The organism is Arthrobacter sp. AOP36-A1-22 (assembly GCF_052377615.1).
Lineage (GTDB): Bacteria > Actinomycetota > Actinomycetes > Actinomycetales > Micrococcaceae > Arthrobacter_H.
This window is the reverse complement of the sequence record NZ_JBQSWX010000001.1, coordinates 144,444-163,648: the sequence shown is the minus strand read 5'-3', so window position 1 is coordinate 163,648 and position 19,205 is coordinate 144,444. Positions and strand designations below refer to the sequence as shown.

Sequence of the window (19,205 nt, the reverse complement as noted above, 5' to 3'; positions counted from 1 at the left end):
CCGCAGATGAGAGGCTTCCTAGTATGCCTTGACGCGTTGCTCGACGATGAGATGGATCAGGGCGAAGCGTCCCTCGTCGTCGATCGCGGCCAGTGCCGCCTGAAGCGCCGCGGGGATCTCGTCGTCGTCCTGGACGCGGATGCCGAATCCGCCGAAGGCGGTGGCCAGTTCCTGGCCGTTCATGAGGAACTCCCCGTCCCCGGCGATGCTCACCACGCGACGGCCGGGGTGGGCGAGGGAGGCGGCGACGGCCGAAGGGATGGAATAGCCCATCGACCCGTTGCGGGCGCTGATCATGGAGGCATAGCCGTTGGTGGGGAAGTAGCGGTGTGCCCAGTTGGTGTGTTCCCCGGCGCCGAAGGTGACCATGGCGTCACGGGGCAGCGTGGGAACCAGTTGGGCCATCAGGGTGGACATCCGGGCCGGTCCGTCCCCGGGGCCGTTCTCGGGTAAGGCGGCGAACTTCTCTTGTTCGGCGCGCATCCGGGTGGTCCATTCACGCCAGGAATCCTTCACGGGCAGTTCCATGCGGACCAGGTCACGAATGAAGACATCGGGTTTGGCCACGATCTGATGCGATACCGGGCCCGAACGCCCGCGCAGGGACGGATCGATGGTCACCAGGAAGTTCTTCTTCTCCCAGTTCTGCCGGACCGCGAAGCCATCGGTGATGACGTCGCCGGGGACGGTGCCCACGAAGATGAGCAGGTCGGTCTCCTCGAGCAGGTCGTAGGTGGGTTTGGGGCGTCCGTAACCGATGGGCCCCACATACGAGGGCGACGTGAAGGGGACGGTACCTTCGCAGCGCCATTCCGCGGCAGCCGGAAGGTCGTGCTCTTCGAGCCAGGTGGTGAATTCCCGGGCGCCCTCGGCCGTCCAGTCGTTGCCTCCGAAAACGAATAATGGTTTCTCGGACTCGTTCAGGGCCCCGTTCAGTGCCTTCCAATCGGTGACGGTCATGCCTCCGGAGGCGACCGGGATCCGCGGGTGCAGTTCCGCGGGGACGGGACGGGTGATGATGTCCTCGGGCAGGCCGACGACCACCGGCCCCGGGCGCCCGGACATGGCGGCGAACATCGCCTCGGCGACGACCTCCGAGGCGCGTTCCGCGTGGTCGAGGATCATAACGCGTTTGGCGCCGGTACCGAACCAGGCCTTGGGATCGAATTCCTGGAAGGCCTCCTTTTCCCGGTGCTCGAAGGGGATGAGCCCGACGAAGAGGACCATCGGGGTGGAATCCTGCCAGGCGGTATGCAGGCCCACGTGGGCATTGGCCGCCCCGGGGCCACGGGTGACCATCGCGATGCCCGGCCGCGGGTTCATCTTGCCGTCGGCCTCGGCCATGTAGGCGGCCCCGCCTTCGTGGCGGCAGACCACCGTGTCGATGGGGGAGTCGTGCAACCCGTCCAGGACATCGAGGTAGCTTTCGCCGGGGACGAGGTAGGCCCGCTCCACTCCGTGGGCGACCAGGGTCTCAACGATCAGATGGCCGGCGGTCGTGGTGCCGGTTGCAGCCGACCCCCGGGCCGGGGTGGGATCGGCTGCGGTGGATGCGTGCGGGGTGGTTGTCATGGGTGACCTTTTTCGCCGTTGAATGAACCGTCACTGGGGACACGGGCTCCGGGAAGGAGCCGAAGCGTCCGTGCGTGCCGACAGCTAAGTTACCGGACAGTAGCTTCTGGTCCCAGAAACACCGACATGGCATCGTCATGAAACAGGGGTCCCGGCGGCGGCTGTCCGTCCGTAGGATGGGGAGCATGACCCAGAGTTCCCACACCGTCACGGGCCGGGTGGCCGTCCTGCGCCCCTGGACTTTCAGCGACCGTGACATCGCCTCGGTGATCCGGGCCCACGCCGCACCCGACATGGCCGGACAGTCGGCGCGGCCCATCACCGATGCCGCTGGGGCCCGGACCTGGCTGGACGTCATGGTCCCGCGCGCCGAGGTCCGGGAACCGACCGCCGAGGAGGCCCAGGACCAGGGGCCGGATCCGGTCACGTTGCAGGCACTGGCCATCGACGTGGACGGCGTGGCCGTCGGACACGTCATGGTGTCCGGGATGGAATGGCGGCACCAGACCGGTTGGGTGTCCTATTGGGTCGAGCCCTCGGCCCGTGGCCAGAGGCTGGCCTCCGCCGCGGTGGCGGCACTCGCCGGCACGTGTTTCAGGACGTGGGGCCTGTATCGGCTGGAGTTGGGGCACCGGCTGAACAACCCGGCCTCCGGCGCCGTCGCCGCGGCTGCGGGATTCATCCGGGAGGGCGTCGAACGCCAGAAGCTGCGCTACCAGGACGACGGCGGGGCCTGGGAGCGTTTTGATACCGCGCTCTGGGCCCGGCTGGCCACGGACCCGTCCCCTGAGACCGTCCCCCTGGACATCCTGCCGGGGTGAGGCCCGCCGGCCAGGGGAAAGGGGTTCAACCGTCCGTGGCCTGCAGTCCCGAGGTGGCGAAGATCCGGTCGTAGATGGCCCGGATGGTGTCTTCCTTGCGGCGGTTGTAGTCCATGACGACGCCGCCCGCGGCCATGGTTGCCGCCGCCGCGGAGCGTTTGGCCTCGACATACAGATCCCGGTCCCCGGGGTGGACGCGCAACCAGTCGCGAAAGAGCCTGTGGCGGATCGTTTCGGGGCAGTCGGGGCCGAAGACGTGCACGTTGGCCTCCGGGGTCTCGAGCCGAAAGCACCGGTGCCCATGCCAGTCCGGCTCGCGGACGACCAGGGTGAACCCCGCACCCTCCAACGCCTCGCGGTAGGAGGATTCGTCGGCAGGATCGGCGACGGTGACATCGATGTCGATGACCGGTTTGGCCGGCAGCCCGGAAACCGCGGTGGACCCGACATGCTCCACCGCCAGGGCCGTGGGGCCAAGCGCCGCGCGGAGACGTGCGGCTATGAGTTCAAAGGTGGCGGGCCACAGGGGATCAGGCTCCGCGATGACGATGGGACGTGGAACGGGAGGGCCGGTGACCCACACGCCGGGATCCGGTTCCTCATCATGATGGTTCATGATTTCTTCGTCGGTGGCCATGGATCGACAGGCTACTACGCCGCGGTGGCGACGGGAACCGACTGCTGTCAGGCCTCCTGGTAGGGGCTCGGCGGGTATTCCACGGTGTCGTCCTGGACGGCCTCGGCCGGGAGTTGACGCCAGGCCCACCAGCCGAAGAGCGAGGCACCGAACTGCAGGACAAGCACCCCGAGCGTGGCGAAGGCCGGCTGGTTGCCGAAGTAGACGGCCACCTGGGCGACGGCCGATGCCGCCACCACGAGCCAGGCCCACCGGAAGCCGTTGGCCACCCCCACCAGGCCGGCGGGAACCAAGGCAGAAAAGACCAGGGTCAACCAGAAACTAATTTGGATGCTGCCCAGGATCTGCCCGCTGAAGATCGTGGGAAGGGCCGAGGCGAAGGCGATGAGCAGGGTGATGACGAAACCCCAGACCAGGGAGGAGGCCGTGAACGACCTGACCTCGACGGCTCGGCCGAACTTCCCCTGCAGGCGGTACTTGCTGAAACGCCATAGACCGTAGATCGGGACCAGCAGATAGGGGACGGCCTTGAAGAAGCCGTCGTAACCGAATTGCAGGGCGATGACCATCGGACCGGCGAACACGGCGATGATCTGGAACCACCAGCCGAGGTCGTTGCGGCGGGCCAGCAACAGCAAGGCGATCCCGGTCAGCAGCACACCCAGCGCGTCGAGCGCGAGGATCGTTGCCTCGGCGGTGCCAGCGGTCTGGTTGAAGAGGGTCTGGAAGAGCTGGTCCACGAAGAATGCCTATCGAACGGATGGGAGCAGGCGTGGGCGGGGAGCCACACGGAGGGAACCCCACGATGGTACCGCCGGAACGTGGCCGCATTCGAATCCACGCCGGGAGCGATCCGGGGCCGGGCGAGGGCAGGAATCAGGGGCGAAGGCCGTCGAGCATCATCGCGATTGCGTTGTCCTCGACCTGCTCGGGAGTCGAAGGGCCATCGGTGCGGTACCACTCCACGAGCGAGTTGATCGTCCCGAACAACAGGCGCGTGGTGGTGCGCGGGTCGATGTCCTGACGTAGCGTGCCCTCCTGCTGGGCATCGATCACCAACCGGGCCAGACGCCGGTCCACGGCACGCCGGCGTTCCAGCGCCAGACGTTCGATCTCGGTGTTCCCGCGCAGTCGCAGCAGCAGGGTCACATAGGACTGGCGTTCGATCAGCACCCTGATGGTCGAACGCAGGATGAACTCGAGACGCTGCCCGGCGGTGCCGTTGGAGGCGCGGGGATCCTGATCCAGGGCCTCCAGCGGCACCAGGGCCTCGTCCAGGGCCCGGTCCAACAAGTCTCCCTTGGAGGGGACATGGTGGTAGATCGCCGATTTGCTGATGCCCAGATGGTCCGCCAGCGTCCCCATGGACGTCGCATCGTAGCCGTATCTGTTGAAGACCTGGACGGCGATGGACAAGACGGAGTCCTGGTCGTGGCCGGGGCGGCCGCGTTTGGCCCCGGAGGGTCTGCTGGCGGTGGTGGGCATGCCGACGATCCTACTTGTTGCGCAGGTCGTAGATGCGCCGCAGCTTGCCGACCGAACGTGGCAGGGACTCGGGGTCCACCACGTCGACGCGGCAACTGGAGCCGACATGGATCTTGATGAGCTTCTGCAGTTCGCGGCTGGCCTCGATGGCCCGGTCCGAGGTGCAGTCCACCCGGCGTTCGATCTTCACGGCGAGCTCGTCCATCCGGCCCGGACGGGTGATTTCGAGCTGGAAGTGGGGTGAGAGTCCACCGACCTTCAACGCGATCTCCTCGATCTGGCTGGGGAAGAGGTTCACCCCGCGCAGGATGATCATGTCATCACTGCGCCCGGTGATCCGGCCCATGCGACGGTGCCCGGGACGCGCGGTGCCCGGCAACAGGCGGGTCAGGTCATGGGTGCGGTAGCGGATGATCGGCAGCGCCTGCTTCGTCAGGGACGTGAAGACCAGCTCGCCGTGTTCGCCGTCGCGCAGGACCTGGGACGGGTCGAAGGCATCGATGATCTCCGGACGGAAATGGTCCTCCCAGATGTGGCTGCCGTCCTTGGTCTCACCTGATTCGCCGGCCATCCCCGGGCCCATGACCTCGGAGAGGCCGTAGATGTCGCAGGCATCGATATCGAACATGACCTCGAGCTCATGGCGCATCTCCTCGGTCCATGGCTCGGCGCCGAGGACGGCGACCTTCAGCGAGGTGGACCGCGGATCGATGCCCTTGCGCTGCATGGCGTCACCGATGGTCAGCAGATAGGTGGGGGTGCACAGGATGGCTTCGGGGGCGAAGTCGTTGATCAGCGTGATCTGCTTCTCGGTCTGGCCGCCGGACATCGGGATCACCGTGGTGCCCAGCCGTTCGGCCGCCGCGTGGGCGCCGAGTCCGCCGGTGAACAACCCGTAGCCGTAGGCATTATGGACCTTCCACCCCGGTTTGACCCCCGAGAGGCGCAGGCAGCGGGCGCCGAGCTTGGCCCAGTCGTCCAGATCGGTCTGGGTGTAGCCGACCACGGTGGCCCGCCCGGTGGTTCCCGAGGAGGCGTGGATCCGCGCGACCTCGTGCTGCGGGACGGCGAACATCCCGAACGGGTAGGTCTTGCGCAGGTCCTCCTTGTCGGTGAAGGGGAACTTGGCCAGGTCGGAGAGTTCCTTCAGATCCGTGGGGTGGACCCCTGCGGCGTCGTACTTCTCCTTATAGAGCGGGACGCGGTCATAGGCGTAGGCCACGGTCTCCTGCAACCGGGTGAGCTGGAGGGACTCGATCTGGTCCCGGCTCATCGTCTCTTCGGCATCGAGCGGGTTGGGGAGTTCGGTTTCTGGGACTGTATGCGTCATTGCTGGCCCTTTGGTGATAGCTGGGTGGGGTGGAGGATGCGTGAGGTCGCAGGAGTGGTTCCGGCGGCGGGCATCTAGCGCTTGGTGACGGTGCGCGAACGACCGCGGAACTCGGCGACGATCTCCTCGCCGCCCTCCGGCGTGCTCTGGCGGATCTGGATGTCGTACAGGCCGCTGCGCCCCGACTGGTGACGGCGGGTCGCCTCGGCGGTGAGCAGTCGGCCCGGGAGGCCCGGCTTCATGAAGTTGATGTCCACGCCCGAGGCCACGGTGACGGTGTCCGCGGAGCCCTCGGCGGGGTTGCACGCCATCGCGAAGGCCGTGTCAGCCAAGGCGAAGATCATTCCGCCGTGGCCGATGCCGAAGCCGTTGAGCATTTCACGACGCAGGGTCATCGTGATCGTGGCCTCGCCCTCGCTGACGTGGACCACCTTGATCCCGAGCCATTCCGAGGCGTGGTCGTTGGTGAGCACGGCGTGCTGCGGGGAGGTTTCCGCTGCCGCCGCATCGACGTCGGTATCGGTCATGCTGGGACTCCATCCACGAATTACTGAACGTTCATTAGGTAATCTTGAAATGTGATTCAAGTCAAGCCATGAACCGTGGGAGAGGCTTTGTTAACGCACGGGGCAGGGCGGGATCCGCATGGATCCCGCCCTGCCCGAAACCTCAGGTGAGTTCTGCTCAGATACGTTCGGTGGCACCGAGCGCGTCGAGGGCGAAGGCGTAATCCCACGCCCGGTCCTTCCACGCCTCGTAACGACCCGAGGCGCCGCCGTGCCCACCGTCCATTTCGATCTTCAACACGATCGGTTCGCTGCCGGTGCTGATGTCACGCAGGCGCTGTACCCATTTCGCCGGTTCGACGTAGAGCACCCGGGTGTCGTTCAGGCTCGTGACCGCGGCGATCTTCGGGTACTGCACCGCGGCGATGTTCTCGTACGGGGTGTAGGACTTCATGTACGCGTAGACGTCCGCGTCGGTGATCGGGTTGCCCCACTCCTCCCATTCCAAGGCCGAGAGCGGCAGCTCCGGATCCAGGATGCTGGTCAGGGCATCGACGAACGGGACCTGCGCCACGATCGCGGTGTACAACTGCGGGGCCAGGTTGGCGATGGCGCCCATGAGCAGACCACCGGCCGAGCCACCCATCGCCACGACGCGGCGCGGGTGGGCCCACCCGGTGGCAACCACGTGTTCGGTGGCGGTGACGAAATCGGTGAAGGAGTTCTTCTTCGCCAGCTTCTTGCCGTCGTCGTACCAGTGGCGTCCCAACTCGCCCCCGCCGCGGACATGGGCGATGACGAAGACGACGCCGCGATCCAACAGCGAAAGCCGCGGGATCGAGAAACCGGGGTCCATGCTCATCTCATAGCTGCCGTAGCCATAGACCAGAGCCGGGTTGGAACCATCCCGGGAGACCTCCCGACGGCGGAGCACTGACAGCGGGATCCGGGTCCCGTCGGCGGCAGTGGCCCATTCGCGTTCCGCCACGTAATCCGCTGGATCGTACCCGCCCTTCACGGGGGTCTCCTTGCGCAGGGATAGTTCCCCGGAGTCCAACCGGTAATCGTAGATCCGCGGGGGAACCAGGAAGCTGGTGTAGACCAGCCGGATGACCGGGGCATCGTATTCGGCGCCGGCCAGCGAACAGGTGTAGAGCTCCTCATCGAAGTCCGGTTCGGTCACCGCGGCCTGGGCCTCGGTGCCCAGCCCGGACAGCGGCAGGACCTGGATCCGTTCGATGGTGTCCTGGCGGACGGAGACCATGGCATGCGTGGCGGTGACCGCGGTGCCTTCGATCTTCACATCGGTGCGGTGGGCGAAGACAGTGGCCCACTCCTGGTCGGCCAAGGGCTTGGAGAACTCGTCGGCGGCGACCAGCGAGACCATGTTGTTCACGGCCTCGAGGTTGTGGGTGACGAGGTAGCAGCGTTCGCCGTCGACCGTCACCGGGTCCATGCCATGCAGGATCCGTGCCTCGCGGCCCAACAGCAGGCGGGGCGCGGCCAACGGGTCGATCAGATCCAGCGAATGGGTCTCGGCATATTCGGAGTTGCCGATGGAGATCAGCAGTTCCTTCTGGTCGGGGGCGAGGTCGAAGCCCATCCACATGCCCGGATCATCCTCCTGGAGCACGACGACGTCCCGGGAGGGATCCTGGCCCAGGGTGTGGACCTTGATCTGGTTCGGGCGCCAGGAGTCATCGACCACCGTGTAGTAGACCCGGCTGCCGTCCGGGGAGAAGGCCAAGCCGTAGAAGACGTTCTCGATGACATCGGGAAGCAGCTCGCCGGTGGACAGGTCCTTGAGGCGCAGGGTGAAGCGTTCGTCGCCTGCATTGTCTTCGGCGTAGGCGAGCAGGTTGCCGTCTTCGGTGACGGCCAGGCCGCCGAGTGCGAAGAACGGCTGGCCTTCCGCCTCGGCATTGCCATCGATCAGCACCTGTTCACCGTCGAAGGGCTTCCCGGCTTCGATGACCGGCGGAGTCCAGTCGGCGACGGGGTCCCCGGTGTCGGTGGCCGCGACGCGGCAGTGCACCGCATACTGCTGGCCCTCTGCGGTCCGGCTGAAATACCACCACCCGCGTTTGCGGGCGGGGACCGAAAGGTCCGTCTCCTCGGTGCGCTCCTTGATCTCGGCGAAGATCCTCCCACGCAGCTCCTGCTGCCCGGCGGTCACCGCCTCCGCATAGGTGTTCTCGGCCTCGAGATGGGCGATCACCTCCGGATTCTCCTTCTCGCGCAACCATTCGTAGTCGTCGACGAACGTGTCGCCGTGGTGGGTGCGCTGGACGGGGACCTTGGCAGCAACGGGAGGCTGCGCTTCGATGGGGGATTCGCTCATGCGTCCCATTCAACGCCATGACGAAGGGGTCCCGCGCGCTGTTCGCCAGCGGCGTGTTGGGGGCGCGGCTACTGTTCCGGGGCCTCGTGATCGACGGCAGCCGGAATCCCTGGTGGCAGGATGGGTCCATGGCCCTTGAAGAACCGACCGCTGAAACCAACCCCGCCCTCGCCGTCTGGGAATCCGTCCTCGCCTATGCCCCCCGCTTCCTGAAGCATCTGCGCTCCTTCGACCGGCAGCCCGGCTACCAGGTTGCCGTCGCCGTTGATGGGGTGGTCATCGGTACGGTCGCCGGCGGCTATGCCGATGTCGGCTCCGGTACCGGGCTGACGGCGGCCCACCAGTTCCGCATCGCCTCGCATTCGAAGATGTTCACCGCCACCGCCATCCTCCAGCTGGCCGAACAGGGCTCGCTGACCCTTGAGGACGCGCTCGCCGACCACCTGCCCGAATTGGCGGGGACGGAGACGGGGAAGGTCACCGTAGCGGAGCTGCTCTCCCATTCTTCCGGGTTGACCCGTGACGGCACGGATTCGGACTTCTGGGTCCTGTCCCGGCCCTTCCCCGGCCGCGGGGTCCTGCTCGAGACCGCTGCCGGGGGTGGGGGCATCGGGCGCCATGTCCATTTCAAATACACGAACATCGGCTACGGTCTGCTGGGTCTGGTCATCGAGGCCGCCAGCGGACAGGACTACCGCGGATACGTCCGGGAGAAGCTGATCGAACCGTTGGGGCTCCACGACACCGGGCCGGATCTGGACGAGGGGGCCACCGAGCTGGCGACCGGGTACGGGGCGTTGGCCGTGATGGGGGAGCCCTATACGCTCGAGCACCGGTGCACGATCGACCACGTGGATACCGGCGCGCTGAGTGCTGCAACCGGTTTCTACTCCACCGCAGGCGACGTCGTGCGATTCCTCTCGGCCCATCTGCCGCAGCGCCCGGGACGACCGGTCGCGGGATCCCCGGTCTCCGAACACTCCAAACGCCGCATGCAACGCAAATTCGAACCCTCGGGGGTGCCCGGCCGGGATTACGGGTTGGGGATGATCCTGCAGGAGGTCCACGGACACGAGACCTTCGGACATAGCGGCGGCTACCCGGGACATATCAGCCGCAGTTGGGCGTTGCCGAAAACCGGGGTCGCCCTCAGCGTCCTGACCAATGCCATCGACGGCCCGGCCACGACCTGGGGCGAGCAGCTCATCGGGTTGGCGACCCTCGCTGCGGCGGACACCCCGGCATCGTACGCCGACGTCCCCGCAGAACACCTCGACCGGTTCACCGGGCGGTTCGCGGGTCTGTGGGGTGTCCAGGACATCGTCGAACTCGGGGGCAAGCTGTATTGCCTGTCCCTGGGCGCCGCCCCCGATCCGGCACTGGCCGAACCGCTGGAATATGTGGATTCCCGGACCCTGCGTACGCGCGATCCCAACGGTTTCGGCGGGTACGGGGAGGACTTCGTCTTTGAATTCGATGCCGCCGGAGCCGCAGCCATCCGGGGCCCCGGGGGCATGAAGCTGGTCCGGCAATCCGATTTCCGGTTGCCGTCAAGGGTGGCCGACCCAGCAGGCTGACCCGGCCTGGTCGTCGCGAGCGTCGGGTGTGGGTGGAAAAAATAACACACGCCGCTGAGCACTCCCTGTGAGCTGGGTCACGATGCCTTATTGTCTAAGGGAGTCCAAGACCCGTGAAGACGGGCCGCACCACCAGCGAACGGGGTAGAGAACTTGCGACATCACATCAGGGCGGCCCGGACCGGGCGCCGTCGAACAGGGCTGGTGGTCGCGGCGTTCCTGGCCGTGGCCTCGCTTTTATTCGGTGCGACGGGAGCAGCCGCCGATACCTCGGCATCAGGCTCCGGTAATTCCGCCGTCGAAGGCAAGACCTTCGTCATCGGCACGGATACGACCTTCGCGCCGTTCGAATTCCGCAATGCCGACGGTGAACTGACCGGCATCGACATGGACATCGTCCGCGCAGTGGCCGAGGACCAGGGCTTCAAGGTGGAGATCCGATCGCTCGGGTTCAACGCCGCACTGCAGGCGTTGACCTCCAACCAGGTCGATGGCGTCATTGCGGGCATGTCCATCACCGATGAGCGCAAGGAGGTCTACGACTTCTCGGAGCCCTACTTCGAATCCGGCGTCCAGATGGCCGTTGCCAAGGGCAACGACGACATCAAGGGCTACGAGGATCTCAAGGGCAAGACCGTCACCGCGAAGACCGGTGCCGAAGGCGAGACCTACGCCAAGTCCATTGCCAAGAAATACGACTTCAAGGTCAAGTCACTGGACCAGTCGGCGAGCATGTACGAATTGGTGAAATCCGGAAACGCCGTCGCCGTGTTCGATGACTACCCGGTCCTGGCCTACGGCATCGCGCAGAATAACGGGCTGAAGACCGTCACCGACAAGGTGCCCGGCGGGTCCTACGGCTTCGCCGTGAACAAGGGCAAGAACGCCGACCTGTTGGCTGCCTTCAACGACGGGCTGGCCAAGCTCAAGGCCGACGGGGAATACGACAAGATCCTCGATAAGTACCTCGGCGATCCCACGGCCGCCCAGCCCACGAGCTTCTGGGAACTCCTGGAAAGCTCGTTGCCGGCACTGCTCAAGGGTCTGAAGAACACCATGGTCGTTACCGGGATTTCCTTCGTGGTCGCCATGATCATCGGCCTGGCCGCGGGATTCATGAAGATCGCACGGAACATCATCGTCCGCGGGATCTCCACGACGTTCGTGAACGTCTTCCGTGGCACCCCGCTGCTGCTCTGGGCCTTCATGTTCTACTTCGGCATCCCCCAACTGACGGGCCTGCCCATCAATATCTGGGTTGCCGCGGTATTGACCCTGTCACTGAACTCGGGGGCCTATGTCGCGGAAATCGTCCGCGGCGGCATCCAATCGGTGGATCCGGGGCAGATGGAGGCCAGCCGGTCGCTGGGCCTGGGCTACGGAAAGTCCATGCAGAAGGTCGTTGTTCCGCAGGCGTTCAAGATGATGACCCCATCGCTGATCAACCAGCTGATCATCATGCTCAAGGACTCCTCCCTGCTGCTGGCCATCGGCTTCGCCGAACTGCTGTACCAGGGCCAACAAATCTACGCGGCGAACTTCCGCGTCACCGAGACGCTGTTCATTGTCGGCGTCATCTACTTCGTCGCGGTCATGCTGCTGACGAAGCTGGCCAACTTCGCTGACAGGAGGTTCAACAAATGAGTGCGTCGACAACGGAAACGGCCCGCAAGCTGATGATCGAGGTGCGTGGACTGCGCAAATCGTTCGGCTCCAACGAGGTCCTGCAGGGGATCGACGCCGAGGTGGCCGAGGGGGAGGTCGTCTGCGTGATCGGCCCTTCGGGCTCGGGCAAGTCCACGTTCCTGCGTTGCCTGAACAAGCTCGAGGACATCTCCGGAGGCACGGTGGTGGTCGACGGCTTCGACCTCACCGACCCGAAAGTGGATATCAACGACGTCCGCCGCCATATCGGCATGGTCTTCCAACACTTCAACCTCTTCCCGCATATGACCGTGGCGGAGAACGTGATGCTGGCTCCCGTCGAGTTGAAGAAGGCGTCCAAGGCCGAAGGGCGGGAGAAGGCGATGGAATTGTTGACCCGGGTCGGGTTGGCCGAGAAGGCCAAAGCCCGGCCGGCCGCACTTTCGGGCGGGCAGAAGCAGCGTGTGGCCATCGCCCGGGCGTTGGCCATGAACCCCGGGATCATGCTCTTCGACGAGGCCACCAGTGCCCTGGACCCGGAGATGGTCGGGGAGGTCCTGCAAGTCATCCGGGATCTGGCCAATTCGGGGATGACCCTGGTTCTGGTCACCCACGAGATGGGCTTCGCCCGCGAGGTGGGGGACCGGGTGATCTTCATGGCCGACGGCGTCGTCTGCGAAGAGGGGACCCCCGAGCAGCTCTTCAATGACCCGCAGCAGGAACGCACCAAGGAGTTCCTCTCGAAGGTCCTCTGACCCGGCCAGGGCCACCCGGTCCGACGGCGGGGGCCGGTATGGATGCCGGCTCGCCTCCGTCGTCGTTTCCCGGGGCCCTGGCTCCTTGTCCGCGGGCCCTCTCCGTGCCTACGGTGAAGATGGACGTTCCCGGAACCGCACCCCGGGGACGGCAAGGCGGCGTTCGTCGCCCTGCAGGCAACCAGCGAAGGAGCGATTCATGAGTTCCGAAACGCCAGAACGAGACCCGAATATGGAACCGGACCCCGGATCCGAGTTCGCGCCCGACCCCGAAGAGTCCACCGGAGATCCAATGGACCCGGTGCCCACCGATGGTCGGGGAGGACAACCGGCCGAGGGGTCCTCGGACGATGCCGCCATGATGGAAGAGGGCGACCCGCTGCATGAAGCCGGATACGCCGAAGCCGAGGAGCTGCCGTTCGTCGAGGAAGAAGTGGAAGACCTGGAAGACCAGGGCGAGCTCTCCGACCCGGAGGCCGACCGACTGGCCAACGCCTCGATCGACGAGGAAGAAGACGAAGGGCTGGACCGGGTCCTGGCAGCCGACGCCGGGGACGACGTGAACCTCGACGGGGATCCGGACCCGGACGACGACCTCGACTCGAACTAGGGTCCGCCGGAAGCGGCCGGTTAGCGTGCCACCCAGGCGATGGCCAGAACGACGAGCGCCATGACCGGCATGAGCACCGCCGGCAGCATGGCCGCGATCCTCGCGTGGCGTTCGGCTGCCGGCGATGGCTGCAGCGGGTCCACCAGTGGATCCGCGGCATCTGTCAGCGCCCGGCGGAGTTGCCAGGCGGACATGAGGGCGATGGTCACCGCGGCCACGGCCAGCACCCATCCCGCGTTCAGGACCACGATGGCCGGTGTTCCATGGTGGGGGTCGAAGAAACCTGACAGGGCCGCGGCACCCGTGGCCAGAACGAAGACCACCGCGAAGACCCACAGGTGCCGTACGGCAAAGTTGAAGTAGTACGGCAAGCCAAGCATCAGGGCCATCGGGATCAGGACCAGGCCCAGCTGCGGCAGTGAGAGCCCGAGTGCGGAACCGCCGAAGACCGCGGAAGCGGCGCGGCCGAGCACCACGATTGCCAGCAGGGACACCACCGGAGCCATGACGGAAACGCTGGACGCCCCGGTTCGCCGGACCGTGGGCAACTCCAGTTCTTCGGCGTAGGTGCGGGGGTCCCCGAAAGCGTCACCGGCGGCCTGGCCGGAATCGGCGACGTGCTCGCGCACCACGGCCACCGCGTCGCCGATGGCCTCGCCGCGCACCCCCCGTAGGCGCAGGGCGAGAATGAAATCGTTGATCCAGGACTTGTCGGTCTGCGTGGGGCTCATGATCCGCCTTTCGTGATCGGTTGACGCCGAGACGTATAGTTCGCTGCTTGACGCAGTCATGGCATTCTGAGTTCCGAGACGAGGAAGGCCAGGGCGATCAGCGGCATCAAGAAATGCGGGATCGTCCCGATGAGCCGGGCGACGATACCCGTGGGGGCAGGGGCCGGGCCCGTCGGGCCCGGCAAGGGATCCTGCGGGGTGCGGAGATCGTCGACGACCGACCAGACGCTAGCCGCAAGCATCGCGGCCCCGGAACCGATGGCGAACCACAGGGGCTGGAGGTTGAGCCAGGCCGGGAAGCCTCGGTCGGGGTCGAAGAGGCCCGCCCCGATACCGGCGCCGATCACCACGAAGAAGGCCACCGCGAAGACCCAGAGGTGGCGCACCCCGAGGTTGAAGTAATACGGCAAGGCCAGTACGAGCGCACAGGGAAGTGCGAAGAGCAGTAGTTGCGGCAGTGACACCTCCATGGGGCTCCCCGCGAACACGGCAGGGATGGACTGGGCGAAGACCAGCAGCCCCGTCAGCGAGATCGCCGGCCCCATGATGACCGGGCTGCCTGGTCGAAGATTCGGTTGACGCGGCAGGTCGAGTTGCTTCGCGTAGAAGCTTGGATCCCCGAAGGCTTCGTGGGCGTCCTGCCCGGAATCCGCGATATGCCCGCGGACCACGGCTGTCGCATCGCCGATGGCATCGCCGCGGACCTCGCGCAGGCGCAGGGCGAGGATGAACTCTTCGATCCAGGATTCGTTGGGTTGCGTGGAGCTCATGGCCGGGGCTGCCTTTCGTGATCAGTGGACGGCGATACTGCCGTCTGGTCCGGCTCGGAGGCCAGGAAGCGGCAGGTCAGTGCCGCGAATTGCTGCCACCCGCGGCGGTGGCGTTCGAGCTCGGCCCGCCCCTCGGTCGTGAGGGAGAAGTACTTGCGGCCCGGGCCGGAGGTTCCGGCGCGCCATTCGGTCTCCACCCAGCCGGCCCCCTCGTACCGCGTGAGCAGCGGGTACAGGGTCCCGCCCTTGACCACGCCGAGTCCCGCTTCTTCCAGTTCTGCGATGATCGCGTAGCCGTAGGACGGCCCGGATTCCAGGGCCCGCAGGGTGCATAGCCCCAAGAGGGCACGCATCCAATCGGTGGGCCACGGGGTTCCCGGGGGCCCGTCGTCGGCAGCCGCGTGGTGGATGGACATGAGTAGATTGTCTGTCTAACTAGTAAGTGTGTCAATCTTTTGGGAGGTCGGGCGCATCAATTGACGGATAGGTGATCTGCCCCATATCCTGAACGAACGGTCAGTAATTCGAATACTTGTCACAGTGAGGTGAGCCGCTTGGCTGCACAGAACGACCCGAACGGGCCCCTGTCCACGGTTCCGACGCCGGAGGAAGAGGCGGCGCAGGAGCACTTCGACGCGGTCATCGCCGAAGACTCGCGCATCGAGCCCCGCGACTGGATGCCGGAGGGGTACCGCAAGACCCTCACGCGGCAGATCTCCCAGCATGCCCACTCCGAGATCATCGGCATGCAGCCCGAGGCCAACTGGATCACCCGCGCCCCGAGCCTGAAGCGCAAATCCATCCTCATGGCCAAGGTCCAGGACGAGGCGGGCCACGGTCTCTACCTCTACTCGGCCGCCGAGACCCTGGGCACCCGCCGGGACGTGCTCACCGAGCAGCTGATCTCCGGCAAGGCCAAATACTCCTCGATCTTCAACTACCCGGCCCGCTCCTGGGCAGATATGGGCGCCATCGGCTGGCTGGTCGACGGTGCCGCCATCGTGAACCAGGTTCCGTTGTGCCGTGCCTCCTACGGGCCCTACGGCCGGGCCATGGTGCGGGTCTGCAAGGAGGAATCCTTCCACCAGCGCCAGGGCTTCGAGATCCTCATGGAGCTGGCCGCCGGCACCGAGGCCCAGAAGCAGATGGCGCAGGATGCCATCAACCGCTTCTACGGACCCTCGTTGATGATGTTCGGTCCTCCGGACGGGGATTCGCCGAACTCGCAGCAGACGATGAAGTGGAAGATCAAGCGCTTCACCAACGACGATCTGCGCCAGCGCTTCGTGGGCATGATCGCCGAGCAGGTCAAGGTGCTGGGGCTGACCCTGCCCGATCCGGAACTGCGTTTCGACGAGGAAACCGGCAAATGGATCCACAAGGACCTGGACTGGGCCGAGTTCAAGGCAGTGATCGCCGGGGCCGGACCGTGCAACGCGCAGCGCCTGCAGCGTCGCCGCGATGCCCACCACGAAGGGGCCTGGGTCCGCGAGGCCGCCGCAGCATATGCCGAGAAGATGCAACAGGAAGCAGAGGTGGCCTAGGTGGCCCAGGAAAAGAACCAGCACGACGCCGGGGCCCCCGCCACCCGCGAATGGCCCCTGTGGGAGGTCTTCGTGCGCTCCGCCCGCGGTCTGTCGCATGTGCACGCCGGATCGCTGCACGCACCGGATTCCGAAATGGCGGTGCGCAATGCCCGGGACCTGTACACCCGGCGCAATGAGGGCGTCTCGCTCTGGGTCGTGGCCTCCACGGACATCATCGCCTCAGACCCGGATTCCAAGGGCCAGTTCTTCGAATCCCCCCAGGGCAAGGACTACCGGCACGCCACGTACTACAAGAAGAGCGAAGGCGTGAAGCACCTGTGAGCGCCACCGAGACCACCGAGAGCTACGGCGACTCCACCGCCTCGGCCACCCGCATCACCCCCGGCAACGCCCTGCGCCCGGAAGACATCCAGCTGCAGCAGGGGGCACCGGGCGAAGCGGTGGCCCAGTATGCCCTGCGTCTGGGCGACGACGCCCTGGTGCTGGCCCAGCGCCTATCGAACTGGATTTCGCGCGGCCCGGAAATCGAAGAGGACATCGCCCTGGGCAATATCGCCCTGGACCAACTCGGCCATGCCCGCTCGTTCCTGTCCTATGCCGGGTTGGCCTGGGGCAAGAGCGAAGACGATCTGGCCTACTGGCGCGAGGAGGAGGACTTCCGCTCGCTGCACCTGTTCGAGCAGCCCAACGGCGACTTCGGGGTCACCATCATGCGCCAGCTGATGATCTCGATCTACCAGCACCTGCTCTACACCGAGCTGCTGGATTCCTCCGATGAGACCATCTCGGCGATCTGTGCCAAGGCGGTCAAGGAGGTCGACTACCACCGTGACCACGCCATCATGTGGACCCGCCGGCTGGGCATCGGCACCGAGGAATCGGCCCGCAGGATGCGCCATGCCCTCGAGGTCCTCTGGCCCTATGTGGGCGAACTCTTCGAAGACGAGGACCTCTACGACGAACTCGGCGACGCCGGGGTGCGGCCCTCGAGCCTGCGCGAACGATGGGACACCGAATTCGCCGCCGTCCTCGAGTCGGCCGATCTCGAGGTCCCGACCGGCCCGTTCGCGCTCTGCCGCGGCCGCCACGGCGAGCACTCCGAACACCTGGGCCATTTATTGGCGGAAATGCAGGTCCTGGCGCGCAAGCACCCCGGCGCCAGCTGGTAAGGAGCAAGCCATGAGCACGAGCACGACGACCCTGTGGGCCATCGCCGCGCAGGTTTGTGATCCCGAGATCCCGGTGTTGAGCATCGAGGACCTGGGCATCCTGCGTGATGTCCAACTCGCCGAGGACGGCGGTGTGCGGGTGGTCATCACCCCGACCTATTCGGGGTGCCCGGCCATGGACGCCATCCGCGAGGACCTGCAGACGGCGTTCCACGCCGAGGGCTACGGCGACGTCACCGTCGACCTGGTGCTCTCCCCGGCATGGACCACCGACTGGATGAGCGAATCCGGCAAGCTCAAGCTCGAGGAATACGGGATCGCCCCGCCGACCGGAACCGGTCACCGCGGTCCGGTCACCCTCGGCCTGGCCGTGAAATGCCCGCTGTGCCACAGCCTCAATACCAAGGAACTCTCCCGCTTCGGGTCCACCTCCTGCAAGGCGCTGTACCAGTGCCGGGAGTGCCTGGAACCCTTCGACTACTTCAAGGTGCTTTCATGACTGAAACGACCCCCCTGCCCGAGGCAGCCGACACCGATATGCCGGAGGATTCCGGGACCGGGACCTCCTCGCGCCGCCGGGCCGCGTTCCATACCCTCGAGGTGAGCGAGGTCCGCCGCCTGACGGCCGCGGCCATCGAGGTCACCTTCGCCGTCCCGGAAGACCTGATCGGGGAGTACGACTACCTTCCGGGTCAGTACGTCGCCCTGCGCAAGGACCTGCCCGACGAGGAGGGCAACGTCTCCGAGGTCCGGCGCAGCTACTCCATCTGTGCCGAGCCGAAGCCGGGCGAGATCAAGGTGGCGATCAAACGCGATCTGGGTGGCCTCTTCTCCTCCTGGGCCAACGAATCGCTGCGTGCCGGCGACACGATGGAAGTGATGAGCCCCTCGGGTGCCTTCATCTCCAAGCACAAGATGACCGCGCTGAACGACCCGACATCGATCGACACGAACGTCAGCCATAACTTCGTCGCCGTCGCCGCCGGCTCGGGGATCACCCCGGTCATGGCCATCGCCCGGACCGTGCTGTCCGCCAACGAGCACGTCCATTTCGACCTCATCTATGCCAACCGGGCCGCCATGGACGTCATGTTCCTGGAGGAACTGGCGGATCTGAAGGACCGCTACCCCTCCCGCTTCGCCCTGCACCACGTGCTCTCGCGTGAACAACGGATCTCCCCGCTGCTGTCCGGACGCCTGGACGCCGAGAAGCTCACCTCGCTGTTGGGCTCGGTCATCCGCACCAACCAGATCGACGAATGGTTCCTGTGTGGACCCTTCGAGCTGGTCCAGCTGGTCCGTGACCACCTGACCGAACAAGAGGTATCGCCGGAGAAGGTCCGGTACGAACTCTTCACCACCGGCCGGCCCAACCGTCCCGAAGGCCAGATCGGCCGGGCAGTGGAAGTCGATGACTCCGGTGAGAACTACGACATCGAATTCCGGTTGGACGGACTTCAGGGCCAGGTGAAATCCCCGCTCTCCGCCCGCGAGACGATCCTCAACGCCGCCCTGCGGGTCCGCCCGGATGTCCCCTTCGCCTGTGCCGGCGGGGTCTGCGGCACGTGCCGCGCCAAGCTGGTCACCGGAACCGTGGAGATGGAAGAGAACTATGCGCTGGAACCCGAGGAGATCGAAGCCGGCTACATCCTGACCTGCCAGTCCCACCCGACCTCGGACGCCGTGTCCGTGAACTACGACGCCTAGGAG

General features: G+C 65.9%; 20 protein-coding genes. 10 read left to right on the top strand and 10 right to left on the bottom strand.

Going from position 1 to position 19,205, the window contains the following annotated elements:
- Nucleotides 1-18: 18 nt before the first annotated feature.
- On the bottom strand, nucleotides 19-1,572 hold the full coding sequence (locus ACT3S2_RS00845; protein ID WP_444553348.1) for a thiamine pyrophosphate-binding protein: 1,554 nt from the start codon (nucleotides 1,570-1,572) through the stop codon (nucleotides 19-21).
- Nucleotides 1,573-1,757: 185 nt separating this feature from the next.
- On the opposite strand from ACT3S2_RS00845, the gene ACT3S2_RS00840 reads away from it, so the two are divergent.
- Nucleotides 1,758-2,393, top strand: coding sequence for a GNAT family N-acetyltransferase (locus ACT3S2_RS00840; RefSeq protein WP_443382444.1), 636 nt, complete (start codon nucleotides 1,758-1,760; stop codon nucleotides 2,391-2,393).
- A 25-nt stretch (nucleotides 2,394-2,418) separates the two neighbouring features.
- On the opposite strand, the gene ACT3S2_RS00835 is transcribed toward ACT3S2_RS00840, so the two are convergent.
- The 6 genes from ACT3S2_RS00835 to ACT3S2_RS00810 all read right to left on the bottom strand — a co-directional run bounded on the left by ACT3S2_RS00835 (nucleotide 2,419) and on the right by ACT3S2_RS00810 (nucleotide 8,701).
- Entirely contained in the window at nucleotides 2,419-3,030 is a 612-nt protein-coding gene (locus tag ACT3S2_RS00835; RefSeq protein WP_444561084.1) for a GrpB family protein, read from the bottom strand.
- 47 nt (nucleotides 3,031-3,077) lie between these two features.
- The gene (locus tag ACT3S2_RS00830; protein ID WP_443382448.1) at nucleotides 3,078-3,770 is read right to left on the bottom strand and encodes a nicotinamide mononucleotide transporter; all 693 of its coding nucleotides are present in this window, start codon (nucleotides 3,768-3,770) and stop codon (nucleotides 3,078-3,080) included.
- Nucleotides 3,771-3,906: 136 nt separating this feature from the next.
- Nucleotides 3,907-4,515: a TetR/AcrR family transcriptional regulator gene (locus ACT3S2_RS00825; protein WP_443382450.1), complete on the bottom strand. Its 609-nt coding sequence runs from the start codon at nucleotides 4,513-4,515 to the stop codon at nucleotides 3,907-3,909.
- Between the two features lie 10 nt (nucleotides 4,516-4,525).
- Complete coding sequence (locus ACT3S2_RS00820) at nucleotides 4,526-5,845, bottom strand: AMP-binding protein (protein ID WP_443382452.1); 1,320 nt, start codon at nucleotides 5,843-5,845, stop codon at nucleotides 4,526-4,528.
- A gap of 74 nt (nucleotides 5,846-5,919) precedes the next feature.
- Nucleotides 5,920-6,372, bottom strand: coding sequence for a hydroxyphenylacetyl-CoA thioesterase PaaI (gene paaI, locus ACT3S2_RS00815; protein WP_443382454.1), 453 nt, complete (start codon nucleotides 6,370-6,372; stop codon nucleotides 5,920-5,922).
- A gap of 157 nt (nucleotides 6,373-6,529) precedes the next feature.
- Entirely contained in the window at nucleotides 6,530-8,701 is a 2,172-nt protein-coding gene (locus ACT3S2_RS00810) for a S9 family peptidase (protein WP_444561083.1), read from the bottom strand.
- A gap of 119 nt (nucleotides 8,702-8,820) precedes the next feature.
- Between ACT3S2_RS00810 and ACT3S2_RS00805 the strand changes: the two genes are divergently transcribed.
- The 4 genes from ACT3S2_RS00805 (at nucleotide 8,821) to ACT3S2_RS00790 (ending at nucleotide 13,278) form a co-directional block, all read left to right on the top strand.
- Nucleotides 8,821-10,269, top strand: coding sequence for a serine hydrolase domain-containing protein (locus tag ACT3S2_RS00805; RefSeq protein WP_444553346.1), 1,449 nt, complete (start codon nucleotides 8,821-8,823; stop codon nucleotides 10,267-10,269).
- A gap of 153 nt (nucleotides 10,270-10,422) precedes the next feature.
- Nucleotides 10,423-11,913 (top strand): amino acid ABC transporter substrate-binding protein/permease, encoded by a 1,491-nt coding sequence (locus tag ACT3S2_RS00800; protein WP_443382460.1) that lies wholly within the window; start codon nucleotides 10,423-10,425, stop codon nucleotides 11,911-11,913.
- Nucleotides 11,910-12,668 carry an amino acid ABC transporter ATP-binding protein gene (locus tag ACT3S2_RS00795; protein ID WP_443382462.1) on the top strand — a complete coding sequence of 253 codons (759 nt, stop codon included), beginning with the start codon at nucleotides 11,910-11,912 and terminating at the stop codon, nucleotides 12,666-12,668. The genes ACT3S2_RS00800 and ACT3S2_RS00795 overlap by 4 nt, the downstream gene beginning before the upstream one ends.
- A 199-nt stretch (nucleotides 12,669-12,867) precedes the next feature.
- A complete protein-coding gene (locus ACT3S2_RS00790) occupies nucleotides 12,868-13,278 on the top strand; it encodes a hypothetical protein (protein ID WP_443382464.1) in 411 nt (136 codons plus the stop codon).
- 20 nt (nucleotides 13,279-13,298) lie between these two features.
- On the opposite strand, the gene ACT3S2_RS00785 is transcribed toward ACT3S2_RS00790, so the two are convergent.
- Genes ACT3S2_RS00785 through ACT3S2_RS00775 form a run of 3 tightly spaced genes read right to left on the bottom strand, consistent with a single transcriptional unit; the run spans nucleotide 13,299 to nucleotide 15,195 of the window.
- Entirely contained in the window at nucleotides 13,299-14,009 is a 711-nt protein-coding gene (locus ACT3S2_RS00785) for a hypothetical protein (protein WP_443382466.1), read from the bottom strand.
- Nucleotides 14,010-14,065: 56 nt separating this feature from the next.
- The gene (locus ACT3S2_RS00780; RefSeq protein ID WP_443382468.1) at nucleotides 14,066-14,779 is read right to left on the bottom strand and encodes a hypothetical protein; all 714 of its coding nucleotides are present in this window, start codon (nucleotides 14,777-14,779) and stop codon (nucleotides 14,066-14,068) included.
- A complete protein-coding gene (locus tag ACT3S2_RS00775) occupies nucleotides 14,776-15,195 on the bottom strand; it encodes a PadR family transcriptional regulator (RefSeq protein ID WP_443382470.1) in 420 nt (139 codons plus the stop codon). Before ACT3S2_RS00775 ends, ACT3S2_RS00780 begins: the two co-directional genes overlap by 4 nt.
- A 138-nt stretch (nucleotides 15,196-15,333) precedes the next feature.
- Between ACT3S2_RS00775 and paaA the strand changes: the two genes are divergently transcribed.
- The 5 genes from paaA to paaE are packed head-to-tail and all read left to right on the top strand — an operon-like array spanning nucleotide 15,334 to nucleotide 19,202.
- Nucleotides 15,334-16,323 (top strand): 1,2-phenylacetyl-CoA epoxidase subunit PaaA, encoded by a 990-nt coding sequence (gene paaA, locus ACT3S2_RS00770; RefSeq protein WP_443382472.1) that lies wholly within the window; start codon nucleotides 15,334-15,336, stop codon nucleotides 16,321-16,323.
- The gene (gene paaB / locus ACT3S2_RS00765; RefSeq protein WP_443382474.1) at nucleotides 16,324-16,647 is read left to right on the top strand and encodes a 1,2-phenylacetyl-CoA epoxidase subunit PaaB; all 324 of its coding nucleotides are present in this window, start codon (nucleotides 16,324-16,326) and stop codon (nucleotides 16,645-16,647) included.
- Nucleotides 16,644-17,495 carry a 1,2-phenylacetyl-CoA epoxidase subunit PaaC gene (paaC, locus tag ACT3S2_RS00760; protein WP_443382476.1) on the top strand — a complete coding sequence of 284 codons (852 nt, stop codon included), beginning with the start codon at nucleotides 16,644-16,646 and terminating at the stop codon, nucleotides 17,493-17,495. The genes paaB and paaC overlap by 4 nt, the downstream gene beginning before the upstream one ends.
- Before the next feature lie 10 nt (nucleotides 17,496-17,505).
- On the top strand, nucleotides 17,506-17,994 hold the full coding sequence (paaD, locus tag ACT3S2_RS00755; protein ID WP_443382478.1) for a 1,2-phenylacetyl-CoA epoxidase subunit PaaD: 489 nt from the start codon (nucleotides 17,506-17,508) through the stop codon (nucleotides 17,992-17,994).
- Between the two features lie 38 nt (nucleotides 17,995-18,032).
- Complete coding sequence (gene paaE / locus ACT3S2_RS00750; protein WP_444561110.1) at nucleotides 18,033-19,202, top strand: 1,2-phenylacetyl-CoA epoxidase subunit PaaE; 1,170 nt, start codon at nucleotides 18,033-18,035, stop codon at nucleotides 19,200-19,202.
- The last annotated feature ends 3 nt before the right edge of the window (nucleotides 19,203-19,205 follow it).